The organism is Streptomyces sp. G7(2002) (assembly GCF_028870195.1).
GTDB classification, from domain to species: Bacteria; Actinomycetota; Actinomycetes; order Streptomycetales; family Streptomycetaceae; genus Streptomyces; species Streptomyces nigrescens.
This window is the reverse complement of record NZ_CP102609.1, coordinates 7526680-7543157: the sequence shown is the minus strand read 5'-3', so window position 1 is coordinate 7543157 and position 16478 is coordinate 7526680. Positions and strand designations below refer to the sequence as shown.

At 71.0% G+C, this 16478-nt stretch carries 16 protein-coding genes; 7 read left to right on the top strand and 9 right to left on the bottom strand.

The window, feature by feature from the left end; translation table 11 throughout:
- Positions 1-46: 46 nt before the first annotated feature.
- Complete coding sequence (gene rocD, locus NUT86_RS32145; RefSeq protein ID WP_274738775.1) at positions 47-1294, top strand: ornithine--oxo-acid transaminase; 1248 nt, start codon at positions 47-49, stop codon at positions 1292-1294.
- Between the two features lie 44 nt (positions 1295-1338).
- On the opposite strand, the gene NUT86_RS32140 is transcribed toward rocD, so the two are convergent.
- The gene (locus NUT86_RS32140; protein WP_274738774.1) at positions 1339-2409 is read right to left on the bottom strand and encodes an FAD-dependent monooxygenase; all 1071 of its coding nucleotides are present in this window, start codon (positions 2407-2409) and stop codon (positions 1339-1341) included.
- 73 nt (positions 2410-2482) lie between these two features.
- Between NUT86_RS32140 and NUT86_RS32135 the strand changes: the two genes are divergently transcribed.
- Positions 2483-3037 (top strand): TetR/AcrR family transcriptional regulator, encoded by a 555-nt coding sequence (locus tag NUT86_RS32135; protein WP_159485402.1) that lies wholly within the window; start codon positions 2483-2485, stop codon positions 3035-3037.
- A 175-nt stretch (positions 3038-3212) separates the two neighbouring features.
- On the top strand, positions 3213-4088 hold the full coding sequence (locus NUT86_RS32130; RefSeq protein ID WP_274738772.1) for a chitosanase: 876 nt from the start codon (positions 3213-3215) through the stop codon (positions 4086-4088).
- 132 nt (positions 4089-4220) lie between these two features.
- On the opposite strand, the gene NUT86_RS32125 is transcribed toward NUT86_RS32130, so the two are convergent.
- The 8 genes from NUT86_RS32125 to NUT86_RS32090 all read right to left on the bottom strand — a co-directional run bounded on the left by NUT86_RS32125 (position 4221) and on the right by NUT86_RS32090 (position 11683).
- Positions 4221-5702 (bottom strand): nucleobase:cation symporter-2 family protein, encoded by a 1482-nt coding sequence (locus NUT86_RS32125; RefSeq protein WP_159488936.1) that lies wholly within the window; start codon positions 5700-5702, stop codon positions 4221-4223.
- 303 nt (positions 5703-6005) lie between these two features.
- The gene (locus tag NUT86_RS32120; protein ID WP_274738770.1) at positions 6006-7409 is read right to left on the bottom strand and encodes an 8-oxoguanine deaminase; all 1404 of its coding nucleotides are present in this window, start codon (positions 7407-7409) and stop codon (positions 6006-6008) included.
- 45 nt (positions 7410-7454) lie between these two features.
- Complete coding sequence (locus NUT86_RS32115) at positions 7455-8858, bottom strand: nucleobase:cation symporter-2 family protein (RefSeq protein WP_274738769.1); 1404 nt, start codon at positions 8856-8858, stop codon at positions 7455-7457.
- Positions 8859-8943: 85 nt separating this feature from the next.
- Positions 8944-9891, bottom strand: coding sequence for a factor-independent urate hydroxylase (gene pucL, locus NUT86_RS32110; protein ID WP_018092787.1), 948 nt, complete (start codon positions 9889-9891; stop codon positions 8944-8946).
- A 7-nt stretch (positions 9892-9898) separates the two neighbouring features.
- Positions 9899-10315, bottom strand: coding sequence for a hydroxyisourate hydrolase (gene uraH / locus NUT86_RS32105; protein ID WP_159485406.1), 417 nt, complete (start codon positions 10313-10315; stop codon positions 9899-9901).
- Positions 10312-10824, bottom strand: a complete 513-nt coding sequence (gene uraD / locus NUT86_RS32100) for a 2-oxo-4-hydroxy-4-carboxy-5-ureidoimidazoline decarboxylase (protein WP_018092785.1) — start codon at positions 10822-10824, stop codon at positions 10312-10314. The genes uraH and uraD overlap by 4 nt, the downstream gene beginning before the upstream one ends.
- Before the next feature lie 212 nt (positions 10825-11036).
- Positions 11037-11417 carry a helix-turn-helix domain-containing protein gene (locus NUT86_RS32095; protein ID WP_018092784.1) on the bottom strand — a complete coding sequence of 127 codons (381 nt, stop codon included), beginning with the start codon at positions 11415-11417 and terminating at the stop codon, positions 11037-11039.
- Complete coding sequence (locus NUT86_RS32090; RefSeq protein WP_161299385.1) at positions 11414-11683, bottom strand: hypothetical protein; 270 nt, start codon at positions 11681-11683, stop codon at positions 11414-11416. Before NUT86_RS32090 ends, NUT86_RS32095 begins: the two co-directional genes overlap by 4 nt.
- Before the next feature lie 135 nt (positions 11684-11818).
- Here NUT86_RS32090 and NUT86_RS32085 point away from each other — a divergent pair, with 135 nt between their 5' ends.
- The 4 genes from NUT86_RS32085 to NUT86_RS32070 all read left to right on the top strand — a co-directional run bounded on the left by NUT86_RS32085 (position 11819) and on the right by NUT86_RS32070 (position 16324).
- Complete coding sequence (locus tag NUT86_RS32085; RefSeq protein WP_274738765.1) at positions 11819-12661, top strand: TIM barrel protein; 843 nt, start codon at positions 11819-11821, stop codon at positions 12659-12661.
- Between the two features lie 30 nt (positions 12662-12691).
- Entirely contained in the window at positions 12692-13588 is an 897-nt protein-coding gene (locus NUT86_RS32080; RefSeq protein ID WP_159485412.1) for a 2-hydroxy-3-oxopropionate reductase, read from the top strand.
- Between the two features lie 4 nt (positions 13589-13592).
- Positions 13593-14660, top strand: a complete 1068-nt coding sequence (locus tag NUT86_RS32075; protein ID WP_274738763.1) for a thiamine pyrophosphate-binding protein — start codon at positions 13593-13595, stop codon at positions 14658-14660.
- Positions 14661-14866: 206 nt separating this feature from the next.
- Positions 14867-16324 carry a catalase gene (locus NUT86_RS32070; RefSeq protein ID WP_274740684.1) on the top strand — a complete coding sequence of 486 codons (1458 nt, stop codon included), beginning with the start codon at positions 14867-14869 and terminating at the stop codon, positions 16322-16324.
- Positions 16325-16478 lie beyond the last annotated feature (154 nt).

Genomic DNA, 16478 nt, shown 5'->3' with positions numbered 1-16478 from the left:
CTCCCGCACCCCCCGCACCCGCGTACTCAGGAACGAGGACCCGCACATGACCGCCACCGACACCGCCGGCGACCTTCCGCTCGCCCCCGAGGCCCGGGAGCACCTCCACCTCGCCGAGACCGCCACGGCCCGCAACTACCACCCGCTGCCGGTGGTCCTCAGCTCCGGCGAGGGCGCATGGGTGACCGACGTCGGCGGCCGCCGCTATCTGGACTGCCTGGCCGGCTATTCGGCGCTCAACTTCGGCCACGGGCACCCCCGGCTGCTGGCCGCGGCCCGGGAACAGCTCGCACGCCTCACCCTGACCAGCCGCGCCTTCCACAACGACCGGCTCGGCCCGTTCTGCCGGGACCTCGCCGAACTCGCCGGGATGGACCTGGTGTTGCCGATGAACACCGGCGCCGAGGCCGTGGAAACCGCGCTCAAGGTGGCACGGAAGTGGGGCTACGAGGTCAAGGGCGTACCCGCGGACCGCGCGAACATCATCGTCGCCGACGGGAATTTCCACGGGCGCACCACCACGATCGTGAGCTTCTCGACGGACCCCGACGCTCGGGAGGGCTTCGGCCCGTTCACGCCCGGCTTCCGCACCGTCCCCTACGGAGACGCCGGCGCACTGGCGGCCGCGGTCGACGAGCACACGGTGGCGGTGCTGCTCGAACCGATCCAGGGCGAGGCGGGCGTGGTGATCCCGCCGCAGGGGTACCTCCCGGCGGTGCGTGAGCTGTGCAGCCGGGAGAACGTCCTGTTCGTGGCCGACGAGATCCAGTCGGGTCTCGGCCGGACCGGCACCACCTTCGCCTGCGACGCCGAAGGGGTCACCCCGGACATGTACATCCTGGGCAAGGCCCTCGGCGGCGGCATCGTGCCGCTCTCCGCCGTGGTCGCCCGCCGCGAGACCCTCGGCGTCATCCGGCCCGGCAATCACGGCTCGACCTTCGGCGGCAACCCGCTGGCCGCCGCCGTCGGCCACACCGTCGTCGAGCTGCTGCGGACCGGCGAGTACCAGGCCCGGGCCGCCCGGCTCGGCGCGCAGCACCGCGAGCGTCTCGAAGCGCTCATAGGCCACGGTGTGCGCGCCGTCCGCAGCCGTGGGCTCTGGAGCGGTATCGATATCGACCCGCAGCTCATGTCGGGGCGCGAGGCCTGCGAACGGCTCCTGGCCCGGGGCATCCTCGCCAAGGACACCCATGGCTCCACGATCCGCCTGGCCCCGCCCCTGGTCATCGCGGCCGACGAACTCGACTGGATGACCGAGCAGCTCGCCGAGGTGCTCGCCGCGCCCCGCCCCTGACGCGATCCGCCGTACCGGGCCGTCGGATGAATCGGCGGCCCGGTTCAGCCCAGCGCACCGCCGACCGTCATCGCGGTCCGCATCGCGGCGTTCCGCAGGCCGGGCAGCCGCCGGGCGTGGGCCATCCGGTTCATCAGCCGTGCGGTACGCACCAGCCGCTGGGTCGCCGGGCGCCGGGCGCGGTCGTACGCACGCAGCGCGGCCGGCACATCCGGCGCGGCCGTCAGGGCCCGCGTCAACTCCACGGCGTCGACGAGCGCTTCGCAGGCGCCGCGGCCGAGGTCCGGGGTCATGGCGTGGGCCGCATCGCCGATGAGGGCCGTACGGCCCTGGACGTAGGAGGGCAGCGGCGGATCGAGGTAGTAGAGGTCCAGGCGCAGCACCCCGTCCTCCGTCAGCCGGTCCACGATGTCGCGCACTCCGGTGTGCCAGTGGCCGAACCACTCGCGCAGGGTGGCGGCCTCCCGGCCCGGGTCGCGCTGCCCCTCGGGCACGACGGCACAGGCGAACCAGTTGGTCCGGCCGCCCGAGCTGGGCGTGATGCCGAAGCGGCGGCCCTCACCCCAGGTCTCGGTGATGCTCCCGATCTCCCCGTCGACCGTGCCGCGCCAGGAGGAGGCGCCGACGTACCGGGCGCGGTGGCGCGGGCCGAACAGTGCCGTACGGGCCGCGCTGTTGAGGCCGTCGGCCGCTATCACCACGTCGTACGAGCCGTCCAGCGCGCCGAGGTCCTCGATGCGTTCGCCGAAGGTGACCTCCCCAGCCGCTTCCTGCAGGAGGGCGAGCAGATCGGGCCGGGAGATGAGACGGCCCACTTCACCGGTGCGCCGCTTCATGGCCTCGACGTCGAGGGTGGCGATCCGGCCGCCGTCGGGCCGCAGGAAGGCGCCGGAGGTCTGCGGCCGGCTCAGCGAGCGCACCTGCGCGCCGACCCCGAGGGCGTCCAGGGCGCCCAGCGCGGTGGGCCACAGCCCGAGGGCGGTACCGGCCGCGGGGAGGCTGCGGGCGCGTTCGAAGACGTCGACCGACCAGCCGCTCTCACGGAGGGAGAGGGCAGTGGCGAGCCCGCCGATGCCGCCGCCGACGACGGCCGCCGTGCGCTGTTTCCGGGTCATGCCGGCACGGTACTATGTCTGTAGTAGATCGGCACTACAAACATAGTAAAAGTCATGGCGAAGGGCGCTCAGGGTGGCACGACGGCGGGAGCAGGTACTGGACGCGGGAATCCAGGTACTGGGGAGCGAGGGCGCGCGGCGGCTGACCTACCAGGCCGTCGACGCGGCAGCGGGAGTGCCGTCGGGCACCACCTCCAACTACTTCCGCAACCGGGCGGCCCTGATCGACGGCATCGTCGACCACCTCCAGGCCCTGGAGCGCCGCGACTGGGAGAACTTCGCCGCGGCCGCCGCCCCGGCCGACGCCGGTGAACTCGCCGACGCCGTCACCCGGTTCCTCCGGTACGCGACCGGTCCCGAGCGGGCCAGGACCGCCGCCCGCTTCGCGCTCTACCTGGAGGCCACCGCCCGCCCCGAACTCCGCCCGACGCTCACCCGCGGCCGCGAGACCGTCGTCGGCTGGGGAGCGGAGTGGCTGCGGCGCTTCGGCTCACCGGACCCGCGGCGGCACTGCCAGATCCTCTTCGACTACATGGACGGCGTCGCCTTCCACCAACTCGCCTTCCCCACCGAGGACTTCGACCCGGGACCGGGCATCCGCGAGCTGCTGCGCGGACTGCTGGGCTGAATCCCCGCGGGGCCGGCGGGGCGCACCGGGCTCCCGGACGTGTTGACCGCCCCGGACAACTCGCGGGACGGGGCGGTCGGGGGCAGCCTTGACGGGTATACGACACCTGGCCAGCCTGGTAGGAAAGCTTCCTAACGATTGCGGAATCCACGGCCCGCTCCGACTGGAGGACTCCATGCGCACCCGATCGAGAGGCCGGACCCTGCCCAGGACCACCACCCGCGTCGCCCTGGGCCTCGCCCTGCTCGTCGTGCCGGCCGCCGCCGTCGCCGCCACCACGCTCCCGGACGCCCCGCACCGTCCGGCCACGGCGCACCACGCCCCGGTCCGAGTGCGCGCCGGGGCGGACCTCGACGACCCGGCGAAGAAGGAGATCGCCATGCAGCTGGTCTCCAGCGCGGAGAACTCCTCCCTGGACTGGAAGGCCCAGTACGGGTACATCGAGGACATCGGCGACGGCCGCGGCTACACCGGCGGCATCATCGGCTTCACGTCCGGGACGCACGACATGCGCGAACTCGTCGAGCTCTACACCCGCCGCAAGCCGGACAACGTGCTGGCCAAGTACCTCCCCGCCCTGCGCGAGGTGGACGGCGGCGACTCGCACGACGGGCTGGACCCCGGCTACCCCGGGGACTGGAAGAAGGCCGCCCGGGACCCCGCCTTCCAGAAGGCCCAGAACGACGAGCGGGACCGGCTCTACTTCGGCCCGGCGGTCGAGCAGGGCAAGGCCGACGGCATCGGGGCGCTGGGCCAGTTCGCGTACTACGACGCGCTCGTGGTGCACGGCGGCGGCGACGACCGGACCGGCTTCCCCGCCATCCGCGAGCGGGCCCTGGCCAAGGCCGATCCGCCGTCCCGGGGCGGCGACGAGAAGACCTACCTCAACGCCTTCCTCGACGCCCGGGTGTGGGCGATGCGGCAGGAAGAGGCGCACAGCGACACCAGCCGGATCGACACCGCGCAGCGGGTGTTCCTGAAGAACGGCAACCTCGCGCTGCACACCCCGCTGACCTGGAAGGTCTACGGGGACAGCTACCACATCGACTGACACCCGCAGGCCGCAGGCCGCAGAACGCACGCCCTCACACCCGCACACCCGCACACCGCCCGCGTCACGCCCGACGGCCCGTGGCGAAGCGCCGCATGCCGCTCCCCTACGGGCCGTCGGTCCGCCCCGGCGTCAGTGGGCGGGCGCCGCCGCGGGTGCGCCGGCTTCGTCCGTGGTGCCGGGGGCGGGTTGCGGTGGGGTCTCCGGGTCGCCATGGGCGGCCGCGGCCGTACCGTCCGCCGTGTCCTCGTGCGCCGTGTCCTCGTCCGCGGCGTCCCCCTCTGCCGTCTTCCGTCCGAAGTGGTTGAAGGCGAGGTTGAGGACGATGGCGACCAGACAGCCGGTGCTGATGCCGGAGTCCAGGACGACCAGCAGGTCCTTGGGGAGGTGGTGGTAGAAGTCCGGCGCGGCGATCGGGATCAGCCCGATACCGACGGCCGCCGCGACGATCAGGGCGTTGTCCCCCTTCTCCATCGCGGCGGAGGCCAGCGTCTGGATACCGCTGGCGGCCACCGAGCCGAAGAGCACGATGCCGGCGCCGCCGAGGACCGGCAGCGGGACCAGCGAGATGACCGAGGCGGCCACCGGGCACAGCCCCAGCACGATCAGGATCAGACCGCCGGTCGCCACGACGAAGCGGCTGCGCACCTTGGTCATCGCGACCAGGCCGATGTTCTGGGCGAAGGCGCTGTTGGCGAAACCGTTGAACAGCGGGCTGAGAGCGGTGCCGAGGGTGTCGGCGCGCAGTCCACCCTCGATGGTGCGCTCGTCCGCCGGACGGCCGACGATCCTGCCGAGGGCGAGCATGTCGGCCGTCGACTCGGTCATACAGACCAGCATCACGATGCACATGCTGACGATCGCGGCGATGTCGAACTGCGGGGCGCCGAAGTGGAACGGCGTCGGGAAGCCGACCAGGGACGCCTCCGAGAGCGCCGAGAAGTTGGTGATGCCGACGGGTATCGCGATCAGCGTGCCGGCGATCAGACCGAGCAGGATGGCGATCTGCTGGAGGAAGCCGCGCAGCACCCGGCGCAGCACCAGCACGATCAGGAACGTCAGCGCGGCCATCCCGATGTTCGTCAGCGAACCGTAGTCCGGGGCCCGGTCGTTGCCGCCCTGGGACCAGTTGAAGGCCACCGGCAGCAGCGAGACGCCGATCAGGGTGATGACGGTGCCGGTGACCACCGGCGGGAAGAACCGTACGAGCTTGGAGAAGTAGGGCGCGACGAGGAATCCCAGCACACCGGCGACGATCACCGCGCCGAAGATGATCGGGAGGGCGTTGTCGGGACTCTGGGCCTTGCCGATGGCGACCATCGGCGTGACACCGGCGAACGAGACGCCGTTGACGAAGGGGAGCTTGGCGCCGACCTTCCAGAACCCGAGGGTCTGGAGGAGGGTGGCGATGCCCGCGGTGAAGAGGCTGGCGCCCATCAGGAAGGCGGTCTCGGTGGCGTTCAGCCCGCAGGCCGGGCCCACGATCATCGGCGGGGCCACCACACCCGCGTACATCGCGGCCACATGCTGGAGGCCGCTGGTGAACATCTTCAAGGGCGGGAGGGTCTCGTCGACCGGATGCTTCCGGTCCCCCTCCGACTTCTGCCCGGTCATTGCGGCCACTGCGGGCCTCCTTCGTTTTCTGCGTCGCCGGGGGCCGGCGAGCGAGGCTGTCACGGAGGGCTTGCCATGTGGTGCGTACCGCGGGAAGTTCGCCTGGTGAGCGTGGTGCGGCAGGGCGCGCTTGTGGCGCATGGACGGTGGTGGCCGGGCCTACCGGCCCCGGGGGTACGGGAGTTCCCGCACCCCCGGGGTCCGGCGCTTGTGGATCCCGCTCGGATCCACAAGCCCGGCCGGGAGCCGTCCCTCCCGGCCGAGTCTGGGGTGTGCGCCGGTCTTGGGACCGCGCCGTGGGGGTCAGCCCTCGGCGGCGATCCGGGCCAGACGCTGTGCCTCCGCCCGCGCGGTGCGGGCGATGGCGTCCTCGTCGACGTTGCTGAGGTGGTTGTCCTCGACGACCGGCCGGCCGCCGACGAGGGAGAGGGTGACCGGCGCGGCGGCGCCGAAGACCAGCGCGGTGACCGGGTCGGCGATGGAGGAGTGGCCGAGGCCGTCCAGCTTCCACAGCACCAGGTCGGCGAGCTTGCCGGCCTCCAGCGAACCGATCTCGGCGGTCCGGCCGAGGACCTGCGCGCCGCCGTAGGTGCCCAGCCGCAGCGCCTTGCGGGCGTTGAGGGCGGCCTCCTTGTGGGCGCCGAGGCGGTTGATGAGCAGTGCGTTGCGCAGCTCGGTGTGGAGTTCGCCGGACTCGTTGGAGGCGGTGCCGTCGACGCCGAGGCCGACCGGGACGCCGGCCGCCAGCATGTCGGGGACCCGGGCGATCCCGGCCGCGAGGCGGGCGTTGGAGGACGGGCAGTGCGCGACGCCGGTGCCGGTGCGGGCGAAGGCGGCGATGTCGGAGTCGTTCATGTGGACGCAGTGCGCCATCCACACGTCGTCGCCGAGCCAGCCGGTCGACTCGAAGTAGTCGGTCGGGCCCATGCCGAACAGCTCGTGGCAGAACTTCTCCTCCTCCACGGTCTCCGAGCCGTGGGTGTGCATGCGTACGCCCTTACGGCGGGCCAACGCGGCGCCCTCCCGCATGAGTTCGGTGGAGACGGAGAACGGCGAGCAGGGCGCGGCGGCGATGTGCACCATCGAGCCGAAGGAGGCGTCGTGGTGTGTGTCGATGGCCTCCTCGGTCGCCAGCAGCGCGCCCTCGGTGGTCTCGACGGCGAAGTCCGGGGGCAGCCCGCCGTCCTTCTCGCTGCGGTCCATGGAGCCGCGGGCCAGGGTGATCCGGGCACCGATCTCCGCGGCCGCCGCGAGCTCCGCGCCGACGAGGTCGCCGGAGCCCCGGGGGAAGACGTAGTGGTGGTCGGAGGCGGTGGTGACACCGCCCTTGACCATCATGCCGAGTGAGCCCTGGGTGGCCGCGGCGAGCATCGGGGCGTCGATACGGGCCCAGGTCGGGTAGAGCGCGACCAGCCAGTTGAACAGGTTGTGGTCGGTGGCCAGGCCCCGGGTGATCCACTGGTAGAAGTGGTGGTGCGTGTTGATCAGGCCGGGCGTGACCAGGTGTCCGGTGCCGTCGATCCGGCGGACCACGTTCTCCAGGCCCTCGGGGGCCGGACCGGCGCCCACCGACTCGATGACGCGATCGGCGACGACCACATGGCCGGTGGCGTACTCGGTGTCGTGGGCGTCGACGGTCGCGATGGCGCAGTTCTCGATGACGAGGCGCTGCTTCACCGCGCTGTCAGGGGATGCCGGTGCAGCCATGGTGCGGTTCCTTCTTTCGGTACTGGCGGTGGGCACGGCATGGCCCTAGGGGATTTGAGTGCCGGAGCCGGACGAGGCGGCTGACAGTACCGCTGCCCGTGGGGTGCTCCGGGTGCCGAGATGGTGGAAGAACAGGTTGAGCGCGACCGCGGTCAGGGCTCCGGCGCTGATCCCGGAGCCGAGCACGGTCTGCGCCCAGGCGGGGAAGTCGGCGTAGAAGGTGGGTGCCGCGAGCGGGATGATGCCCGCACCGAGCGACACGGCCACCAGGATGATGTTGGAGCTGTCGTCGAGACCGGCCGCGGAGAGCGTACGGATACCGCTGACCGCGATCGATCCGAACAGCACGATTCCCGCGCCGCCGAGCACCGGCATCGGCACCAGCGAGACCACCGCGCCCAGAACCGGGAACGCGCCCAGGACCAGCAGGGTGGCGCCGGCCAGCGCGACGACATACCGGCTGCGGACGCGGGTCAGCGAGACCACCCCGACGTTCTGCGCGAAGGCGCTGGTCGGGAAGCCGCCGAAGACGGGACCGAGCAGGGTCGCGAGGCCGTCGGTGCGCAGTCCGCGGGTGAGGGTGGCGCCGGTGGCCGGGCGGTCGCAGATCTCACCGAGGGCCAGCATGCCGGCCGACGACTCCGTCATCAGCACCAGCATCACGATGCACAGCGAGAGGATCGCGGCGGGCTGGAACTCGGGGGCGCCGAAGGAGAACGGGGTGGGCAGCGCGACGACCGGGGCCGAGCGCAGCCCGTCGAAGCTCGCCATCCCGAAGGGGACCGCGGCGAGGGTGCCGGCGACCAGGCCGATCAGCAGCGCGATCTGCTTGACGAAGCCCCGGGTGAAGCGCTGGACGAGCAGGATCACCACCAGGGTGAAGGCGGCGAGCGCCAGGTACTTCATGGCACCGAAGTCGGCGGCCTGTGCGTCGCCGCCCTGCGCCCAGCCGACCGGTACGGGCATCAGCGTGACCCCGATGAGGGTGATGACGACACCGGTGACCAGCGGCGGGAAGAAGCGGAGCAGCTTGCCGAAGAAGGGGCCGACCGCGAGGCAGAAGGCTCCGGCGACCATCACCGCCCCGTAGATCGCGGGGAGTTGATGGCCGCGGGCGGTGGTCTCGGCGATGGCCAGCATCGGGGTGATGCCGGCGGAGCTGGCCGCGTTGACGAACGGCAGGCGGTTGCCGGCGAACCGGCGGAGGCCGAGGGTCTGCAGCAGCGTGGCGAGCCCGGCGATGAGCAGGCTCGCGGCGATCAGCCGGGTCCGGCCCGCGGTGTCCAGGCCGACGGCCTGGCCGATGATGAGCGGAGGGGTGACGACACCGGCGTACATGGCCGCGATGTGCTGGAGCGCGGCCGGGACGAGCCGCCTGGCCGCCGGCTTCTCGTCCACCGGATGGACCGGGGACGCGGGGTGGTGCGGGTCGTGCGGGTGCTGTGCCATGGGTCGTTCCCCTCAGGATGTGCGCTCCCCTCCCCGCTGCGGGGTGGGGAGGGGAACGCACGGCACGGCGTTGCGTCGGAGCCGCTCAGAGGTTCGTCAGATCCACCGGGATCTTGGGCTCGACACCGTCGCGCAGAACAGTGGCTTCGATCAGGCCGTACGGGCGGTCCGCCGCGTAGTAGACCTCGTTGTCGTTCTTGAGCCCGAACGGCTCCAGATCCACCAGGAAGTGATGCTTGTTCGGGAGCGAGAAGCGGATCTCGTCGATCTCGGACCGGTTGTTGATGACGCGCGCCCCCATTTGGTACAGGGTCTGCTGGAGCGACAGGCTGTAGGTCTCCGCGAAGGCCTGCAGCATGTGCTTCTTGACCTGCTCGTACGAACGCTCCCAGTTCGGCATCCGCTGCTCGTCGTCGGTCCAGTTGAACCGCCAGCGGCCGGACACCTCGGTGGCGAGGATGCGGTCGTAGGCCTCCTTGAGGGTCGTGTACTTGTCCTTGATGTAGCCCCAGAACTCCGAGTTGGTGGAGTTCATCACCACGAGGTCCTTGAGGCCGGAGATGACCTGCCACCGCTCACCGTCATAGGTGATCTCGGTCAGGCGGGTCTCCTGGCCCTTGCGGACGAAGGAGTGCTGGACCTCGTCGGCGCCGATGAAGCGGGAGTTGGCGTCGGAGGTGGCGATCCGCTCCCAGGAGTACTCCTCGATCCGGATACGGGCCCGGTGGATCGGCTCCTGGCTGCTGACGAAGTGCCGGGCCAGGTGGATGCCGAACTGCTCGGCCGATTCGATCCCGTATTCCTTGGCGAAGGCGTACACGGTGTTCTTGGTCGTGTCCGTCGGCAGGCAGTGGGCGTTGGAACCGGAGAGGTGGACCTCTTCCAGGTCGCCGGAGAGCGACACCGAGACGTTCAGGTCCTTGATGTGGTGGGTGTCGCCGTCACGGGTGATCTTGACGACGCGGTTCTCCGCTTTGCCGTACTGGTTCTGGCCGAGCATCACCGGGCGGGCCGGGCGGGAATGGGCTGTCATGTCGGTGCTAGCTCCCTCGGTATACGGAGTAGCCGAACGGGTTGAGCAGCAGCGGTACGTGATAGTGCTCGCCCGGCTGGACGGCAAAGGTGATTGCCACCTCCGGGAAGAATGCTCCGCTGTCCCTTACGCGGGGGGCGTCCTGCTGTTCCTCGGCTTGCTGGTGTGAAGCGCGGTGCTTGTTTGAAACGAAGTACTCCTCGACGGCGAAGTCGAGGCGCACATGGGTGGTGCCGTCCGGCAGGGCCGGCAGGTCCTTGCAGCGTCCGTCCGCGTCGGTCGTGGACGCGCCGTGGGCGGTCCAGGCGCCGTCGCTGCCGGAGCGCACCGAGAGCGTGAGGGCGACGCCCTCCGCGGGGCGGCCCACGCTGGTGTCCAGGATGTGGGTGGACACCGACGTCGGTGCGGCCGTCTCGCTGCTCATGCTGCGTCTCCTTCTGCGTGCTCCGCGATACGGGTCAGACGAATGCGGTTGATCTTGCCGAGTTCCGCACGAACGATCTCTCGTTCCTGTTCCGGCGTGTTGTCGATCCTGTTACGGACCGCGTCACGCATCTGTTCTCCGGTGCGGCCGGAGGCGCAGATCAGGAAGACATGCCCGAACTTCTCCTGGTAGGCCAGGTTGAGTTCGAGCATCTCCGCCTTGAGCGCGTCGGAGGCGCCCGCCATGCCGCTCTGCTCGCGTCGCGAGGTCGGGTCACCCGGCTTCGGCCGGCCTATGGGCGGGTGCCCGGCCATCGCCTCGGCCAGATCCGCCGCGGTCAGCTCGGCCATCGCGGCGTCGCTCGCGGCGAACAGGGCGTCGGTGGTGGCGTAGGGGCGCCGGGCGAGCATCCGCTCGCCCCATGCCCGGCTGGCGCACACCTCGTGCAGTGCGGCGCGCGCCGTACCGTCGTCGGCGGTGTTGAACCGGGTGAGCCCCGCGGGGGGCACGGGGGTGTCCCCCGTCGAGCGCGGTGAACTCGAAGACACGGGAAGCCTCCGTGGCCTGGTGGTGCTGGACAGCTCTGCTTGGCTGGAAACAGCTAAGACCCCTGGCAACATCACGTCAACACTTTGTTGAAAACTCGGCGACACAAAAGCCGCCGTCCGGTGCTGCGGGACGGCGGCTCCGGCGGCCGGGACGGGGCCGTGACCGACTGCCCTCAGTCGGCGTCCTTCGCGGCGTTCTCCCTGTTCAGGTAGTTGTACACGGTGAAGCGGCTCACCCCGAGAGCACTGGCGACCGTCTCCACTCCGTGCCGGACCGAGAAGGCGCCGCGGGACTCCAGGATCCGCACGACCGACTGCTTGGTCTTACGGTCCAGCTCCGCCAGCGGCACCCCGTGCCGGCGCTGGAGCTCGGCGAGGAGGTGATCGAGCGAGTCCGACAGATGCGGGAGCCGTACGGCCACCCGGTCCTGCCCCTCCCAGGCCAGGACGACATCGTCACCCTCGGCCAGGTCCGGCGCGACCATCTGTCCGCCCATCGCGTCGACCAGCGGTTTGACCGCCTGGACGAAGGGGTGGTCGGCGGGATCCGTCATGTCGCGTCCCCCTCGCCCGGCCCGGCCTCACCGATGACATTGACCTGCAGGGAGACCCTGGTGGCACCCGCCTGCAGGGATTCGCGCAGCAGGGCGTTCACCGCATCGAGCACCCGGTCGGCGTCGCCCTCGGCCGTATTGCCGAACGGGCCGACGTCCACGGCGTCCAGCTCGGCGCCCGTGACGACGTCCCGCGCCACCACCGCATGCGCCGGCGCCTCGTCCAGATCGAACGGTTCCGTCGTGAATTCCACTCTCAATCGCACGCCGCTCAACCTACGCGCGGTTCGGCCCGGCCACCAGAAATTGCCCCGGGGCCCCCTTGACAGCCTCCGAGCCCGCCAGGCAGTGTTCCATTAAGCAGAAAAACAGTTCCACTATCCGGAAGGAGCGCCGCCGTTATGGGTTTCCCGGACACGCGCTTCAACGTCAATCTGTCGATCCTGTTCACCGAGCTTCCGTTGCTGGAGCGGCCGGCGGCCGCGCGGGCGGCGGGTTTCACAGCGGTGGAGCTGTGGTGGCCGTGGGTGGATGCCCCGGTGCCGGAGCAGGCGGAGCTGGACGCACTGCGCGCGGCGCTCGACGACGCGGGGACACAGCTGGTGGGGCTGAACTTCTATGCCGGGCAGCTGCCGGGCCCGGACCGTGGCGCGCTGTCGGTTCCGGGTGAGGAGTCGGCGAGGTTCCGGGCGAACGTGCCGGTGGCGGTGGAGTTCGCCCGCTCGCTGGGGTGCACGAGCTTCAACGCCCTGTACGGCAACCGTGTCGAGGGCGTCGATCCGGCCGAACAGGACCGGCTGGCCCTGGAGAACCTCGCGTTCGCCGCGCGGGCGGTGGCGGAGGTGGACGGCACCCTGCTGATCGAGGCGCTCAACGCGCCCGAGTCGCCGCGCTGCCCGATCGTCTCGGCGCCGAAGGCGATCGAGGTCGTGGAGGCGGTGAACGCGGCGACGGGCCTGGACAACGCCCGTTTCCTGATGGACCTCTACCACCTGTCGATGAACGGCGAGGACCTGGACGAGGTCATCGACCGCTACACCGACCGGACCGCGCATGTGCAGATCGCCGACAACCCCGGCCGCGGCGCCCCCGGCACCGGCGACCTCGACTTCACCGCGCTGCTCGACCGCCTCGCCAAGGCCGGTTACGACGGCTGGACCGGCCTGGAGTACAAGCCCGGCGACGGCCCCAGCGCCGAGGCCTTCGGCTGGCTCCCGGCCGACCGGCGCGCAGCCCGCTCCTGACCCGTCGCAAGCCCTTCGAAAGAGACACTCATGAGCAATCTTCCCAAGATCGCGTGGATCGGTCTGGGCATCATGGGCTCGCCCATGGCCGAGAACCTGATCAAGGCCGGCTACTCGGTGACCGGCTACACCCTGGAGGCCGACAAGCTGGAGCGGCTCGCCAAGAACGGCGGCCACGCGGCCGGCTCGATCGCCGAGGCCGTCACCGGCGCCGACGTCATCATCACCATGGTCCCGGCCTCCCCGCAGGTCGAGGCCATCGCCTACGGCCCCGACGGCATCCTGGCCCACGCCCGCCGCGGCGCCCTGCTGATCGACATGTCCTCGATCACCCCGCAGACCTCCATCGACCTCGCCCACGCCGCCGCCGACAAGGGCATCCGCGTCCTGGACGCCCCCGTCTCCGGCGGCGAAGCCGGCGCCATCGAAGCGGTCCTGTCCATCATGGCCGGCGGCGAACAGGCCGACTTCGACGCCGCCCGCCCCCTCCTGGAAACCCTCGGCAAAACCATCGTGCGCTGCGGCCCCCACGGCTCCGGCCAGACCGTCAAGGCCGCCAACCAGCTCATCGTCGCCGTCAACATCCAGGCCTGCGCCGAAGCCGTCGTCTTCCTGGAGAAGTCCGGCGTCGACCTGCCCGCCGCCCTCGACGTCCTGGGCGGCGGACTGGCCGGCTCCACCGTCCTGGCCCGCAAGAAGGACAACTTCACCACCCGCGACTTCACACCCGGCTTCCGCATCGACCTGCACCACAAGGACATGGGCATCGTCACCGACGCCGCCCGCGCCGTCGGCGCCGCCCTGCCCGTCGGCACCGTCGTCGCCCAACTCGTCGCCGCCCTCCGCGCCCAGGGCGACGGCGGCCTCGACCACTCCGCCCTCCTGCGCGGCGTCGAACGCCTCTCCGGACACACCACCGAAAGCTGAGTCCATGGCGGTGCAGCGGATCCCCGCCGTTCGGGCGGCCGTCCAGATCATGAAGGACGAGGGTGTCGGGACCGTCTTCAGCTGCTCCGGTGCCGCCCTCCTCCCGCTGTATGCCGCGATGGAGGCCGGCGGTATCGGGCGGCTGCCGGTGCGCCGCGAAGAGGCCGCCGCACACATGGCGTTCGGCTGGGCCCGTACGAGCGGGAGGCCCGGCGTCGCCGCGGTGGCCGCGGGTCCCGGGGCGGCGCGGCTGGTCACCGGACTGGACGCGGCCCGGCAGGACGCCGTCCCCCTGGTCTGTATCACCGGCCGGGCGGACACCGGCCCGGACGGCTCGCCGCACCACGCGACCTGCCGGCCGCCGGATCTCGTCCGGCTGGCCGGTCCGGTCACCAAGCGCGCCGAGCGGATCGAGGATCCGGCGCGGCTTCCGGGGGCCTTTCGCGAGGCGTTCCGGATCGCGCGGGAGGGCCGCCCCGGACCGGTCCTGATCGATGTCCCGGCCGAGTGGGCCGTGGCGGAGATCGGCTACGACGCCGAGCGCGACGCCGGGGCCGGCTTCCGGCCGCCACGGGCCGGACCCGTGCGCGGTGCGGCGCCGCGGCCGCCTGTCCCGGCGTCCGGGGTCCCGGCGGAGATCGCCGGGCTCTTCGCGCCGGACGCCCATGTCGTCAGAGGTACGGCGGGCGCCTGCGCCCGCAGCGGCCCGCCCGGCTGGGAGGTGCCCGCCGCGATCGGCGTCCGCACGGCGCTGGACTCCCTGGGCGAGCGGGAGGCCGAGGTCGTGGCGGTCATCGACAGCCACGATCTCCCGGCCCTGGCCGAGGAGTTGGCGACCGCGGCGCAGCACGCCGTCCCGTTCGTACTGATCATGCTCACCCCTGTGCTCACCCCACCCGGCCACGAGCCGGACTTCCCGGACCACGTGAAGCTCGTCGAGGCGTACGGCTGCGCGAGCCGGTACCTCGCGGGTCCGGCGGATCCGGCGGAGCTCCGCTCGGCGGCCGAGTGGGCACGCAAGGAAGCCGTCTCCACGCGGCGGCCGGTCCTCCTGGAGGTCCGGGCCGTCTAGAGGCTTCCCCTCCGCTTCCGGGCGGCGGCCGCGCCGACACTTGTCCTGTCGCGCCCAGGTGTGGCCGCCGTCCGGAACACCCTCGGACACCCCCCAGGTTTGTTTCAACAAACTGTTGACGTTTGGTCGGAGCGCTTCTTACGCTCCGACGTGCGGAAGCCAACTTCCGCGCTCTCGTACGGAAGGTCACCATGTCGAAGCCCACGCTGACGGCGCGCTTTCTCACTACGGAGGCTGGCGCCCCCGTCGCCGACAACCAGAACTCCGCCACCGCCGGCGTCGGCGGCCCGATCGTCCTCCAGGACCAGCACCTGCTGGAGAAGCTCGCCCGCTTCAACCGCGAGCGCATCCCGGAGCGCGTCGTGCACGCCCGTGGTTCCGGGGCGTACGGCTACTTCGAGGTGACCGATGACGTCACCGGCTTCACCCACGCCGACTTCCTCGACACCGTCGGCAAGCGGACCGAGACGTTCATCCGCTTCTCGACCGTCGCCGACAACCTCGGTGGCCCGGACGCGGCCCGGGACCCGCGGGGCTTCGCCCTGAAGTTCTACACCGAGGAGGGCAACTACGACCTCGTCGGCAACAACACCCCGGTGTTCTTCATCAAGGACCCGATCAAGTTCCCCGACTTCATCCACTCGCAGAAGCGCGACCCCTTCACGGGCAAGCAGGAGCCGGACAACGTCTGGGACTTCTGGGCGCACGCCCCCGAGGCGACCCACCAGATCACCTGGCTGATGGGCGACCGCGGCATCCCGGCCTCCTACCGCCACATGAACGGCTACGGCTCGCACACCTACCAGTGGACGAACGCCGAGGGCGAGGCCTTCTTCGTCAAGTACCACTTCAAGACCAACCAGGGCATCCGCTGCCTGGACGCCGAACAGGGCGCCGAGCTGTCCGGCAAGGACCCGAACAGCCACCAGACCGACCTGCTGCAGTCCATCGAGCGGGGCGTGTACCCCTCCTGGACCCTGTATGTGCAGATCATGCCGGCGGCCGAGGCGGCCGACTACCGCTTCAACCCGTTCGACCTGACGAAGGTGTGGCCGCACAGCGACTACCCGCTGCAGCGCGTGGGCCGCCTGGTCCTGGACCGCAACCCCGACAACGTCTTCGCCGAGGTCGAGCAGTCCGCGTTCTCCCCGAACAACTTCGTGCCCGGTATCGGCCCGTCCCCGGACAAGATGCTCCAGGGCCGGCTGTTCGCCTACGCCGACGCGCACCGCTACCGCCTGGGCGTCAACCACACCCAGCTGCCGGTGAACGCCCCCAAGGCGACCACGGCCGCCAACTACGGCCGGGACGGCCTCATGGCGACCAACGGCTACGACCGGTACGCCAAGAACTACGAGCCCAACTCCTACAGCGGCCCGGTGCAGACCGGCCGGCCGCTCTCCGCCCCGCTCGCCGTCAACGGCCACGTCGGCACCCATGAGGCCCCCGCGCACACCAAGGACGACGACTTCTTCCAGGCCGGTGAGCTCTACCGGCTGATGTCACAGGAAGAGAAGAAGCGTCTGGTGAACAACATCGCCGGCGGTCTCTCCCAGGTCAGCCGCGACGACGTGATCGAGAAGAACCTCGCTCACTTCCACGCCGCCGACCCCGACTACGGCAAGCGCGTCGAGGCCAGGGTCCGCGAACTGCGCGAGGACTGACGGGAGGTCAGTTCCTCGTGCGTCCGTACCGGCACGGCCCGTTGAGGGGTGGCCGGCCGGTACGGAGCGGGAGCGTGGGCTCCGCGGCATACGGGGAGCACGCAGTGCGGTGGCAGCGCTCGCCCGACAGGAAGGGTGAGCCGCTCCCCCCGCC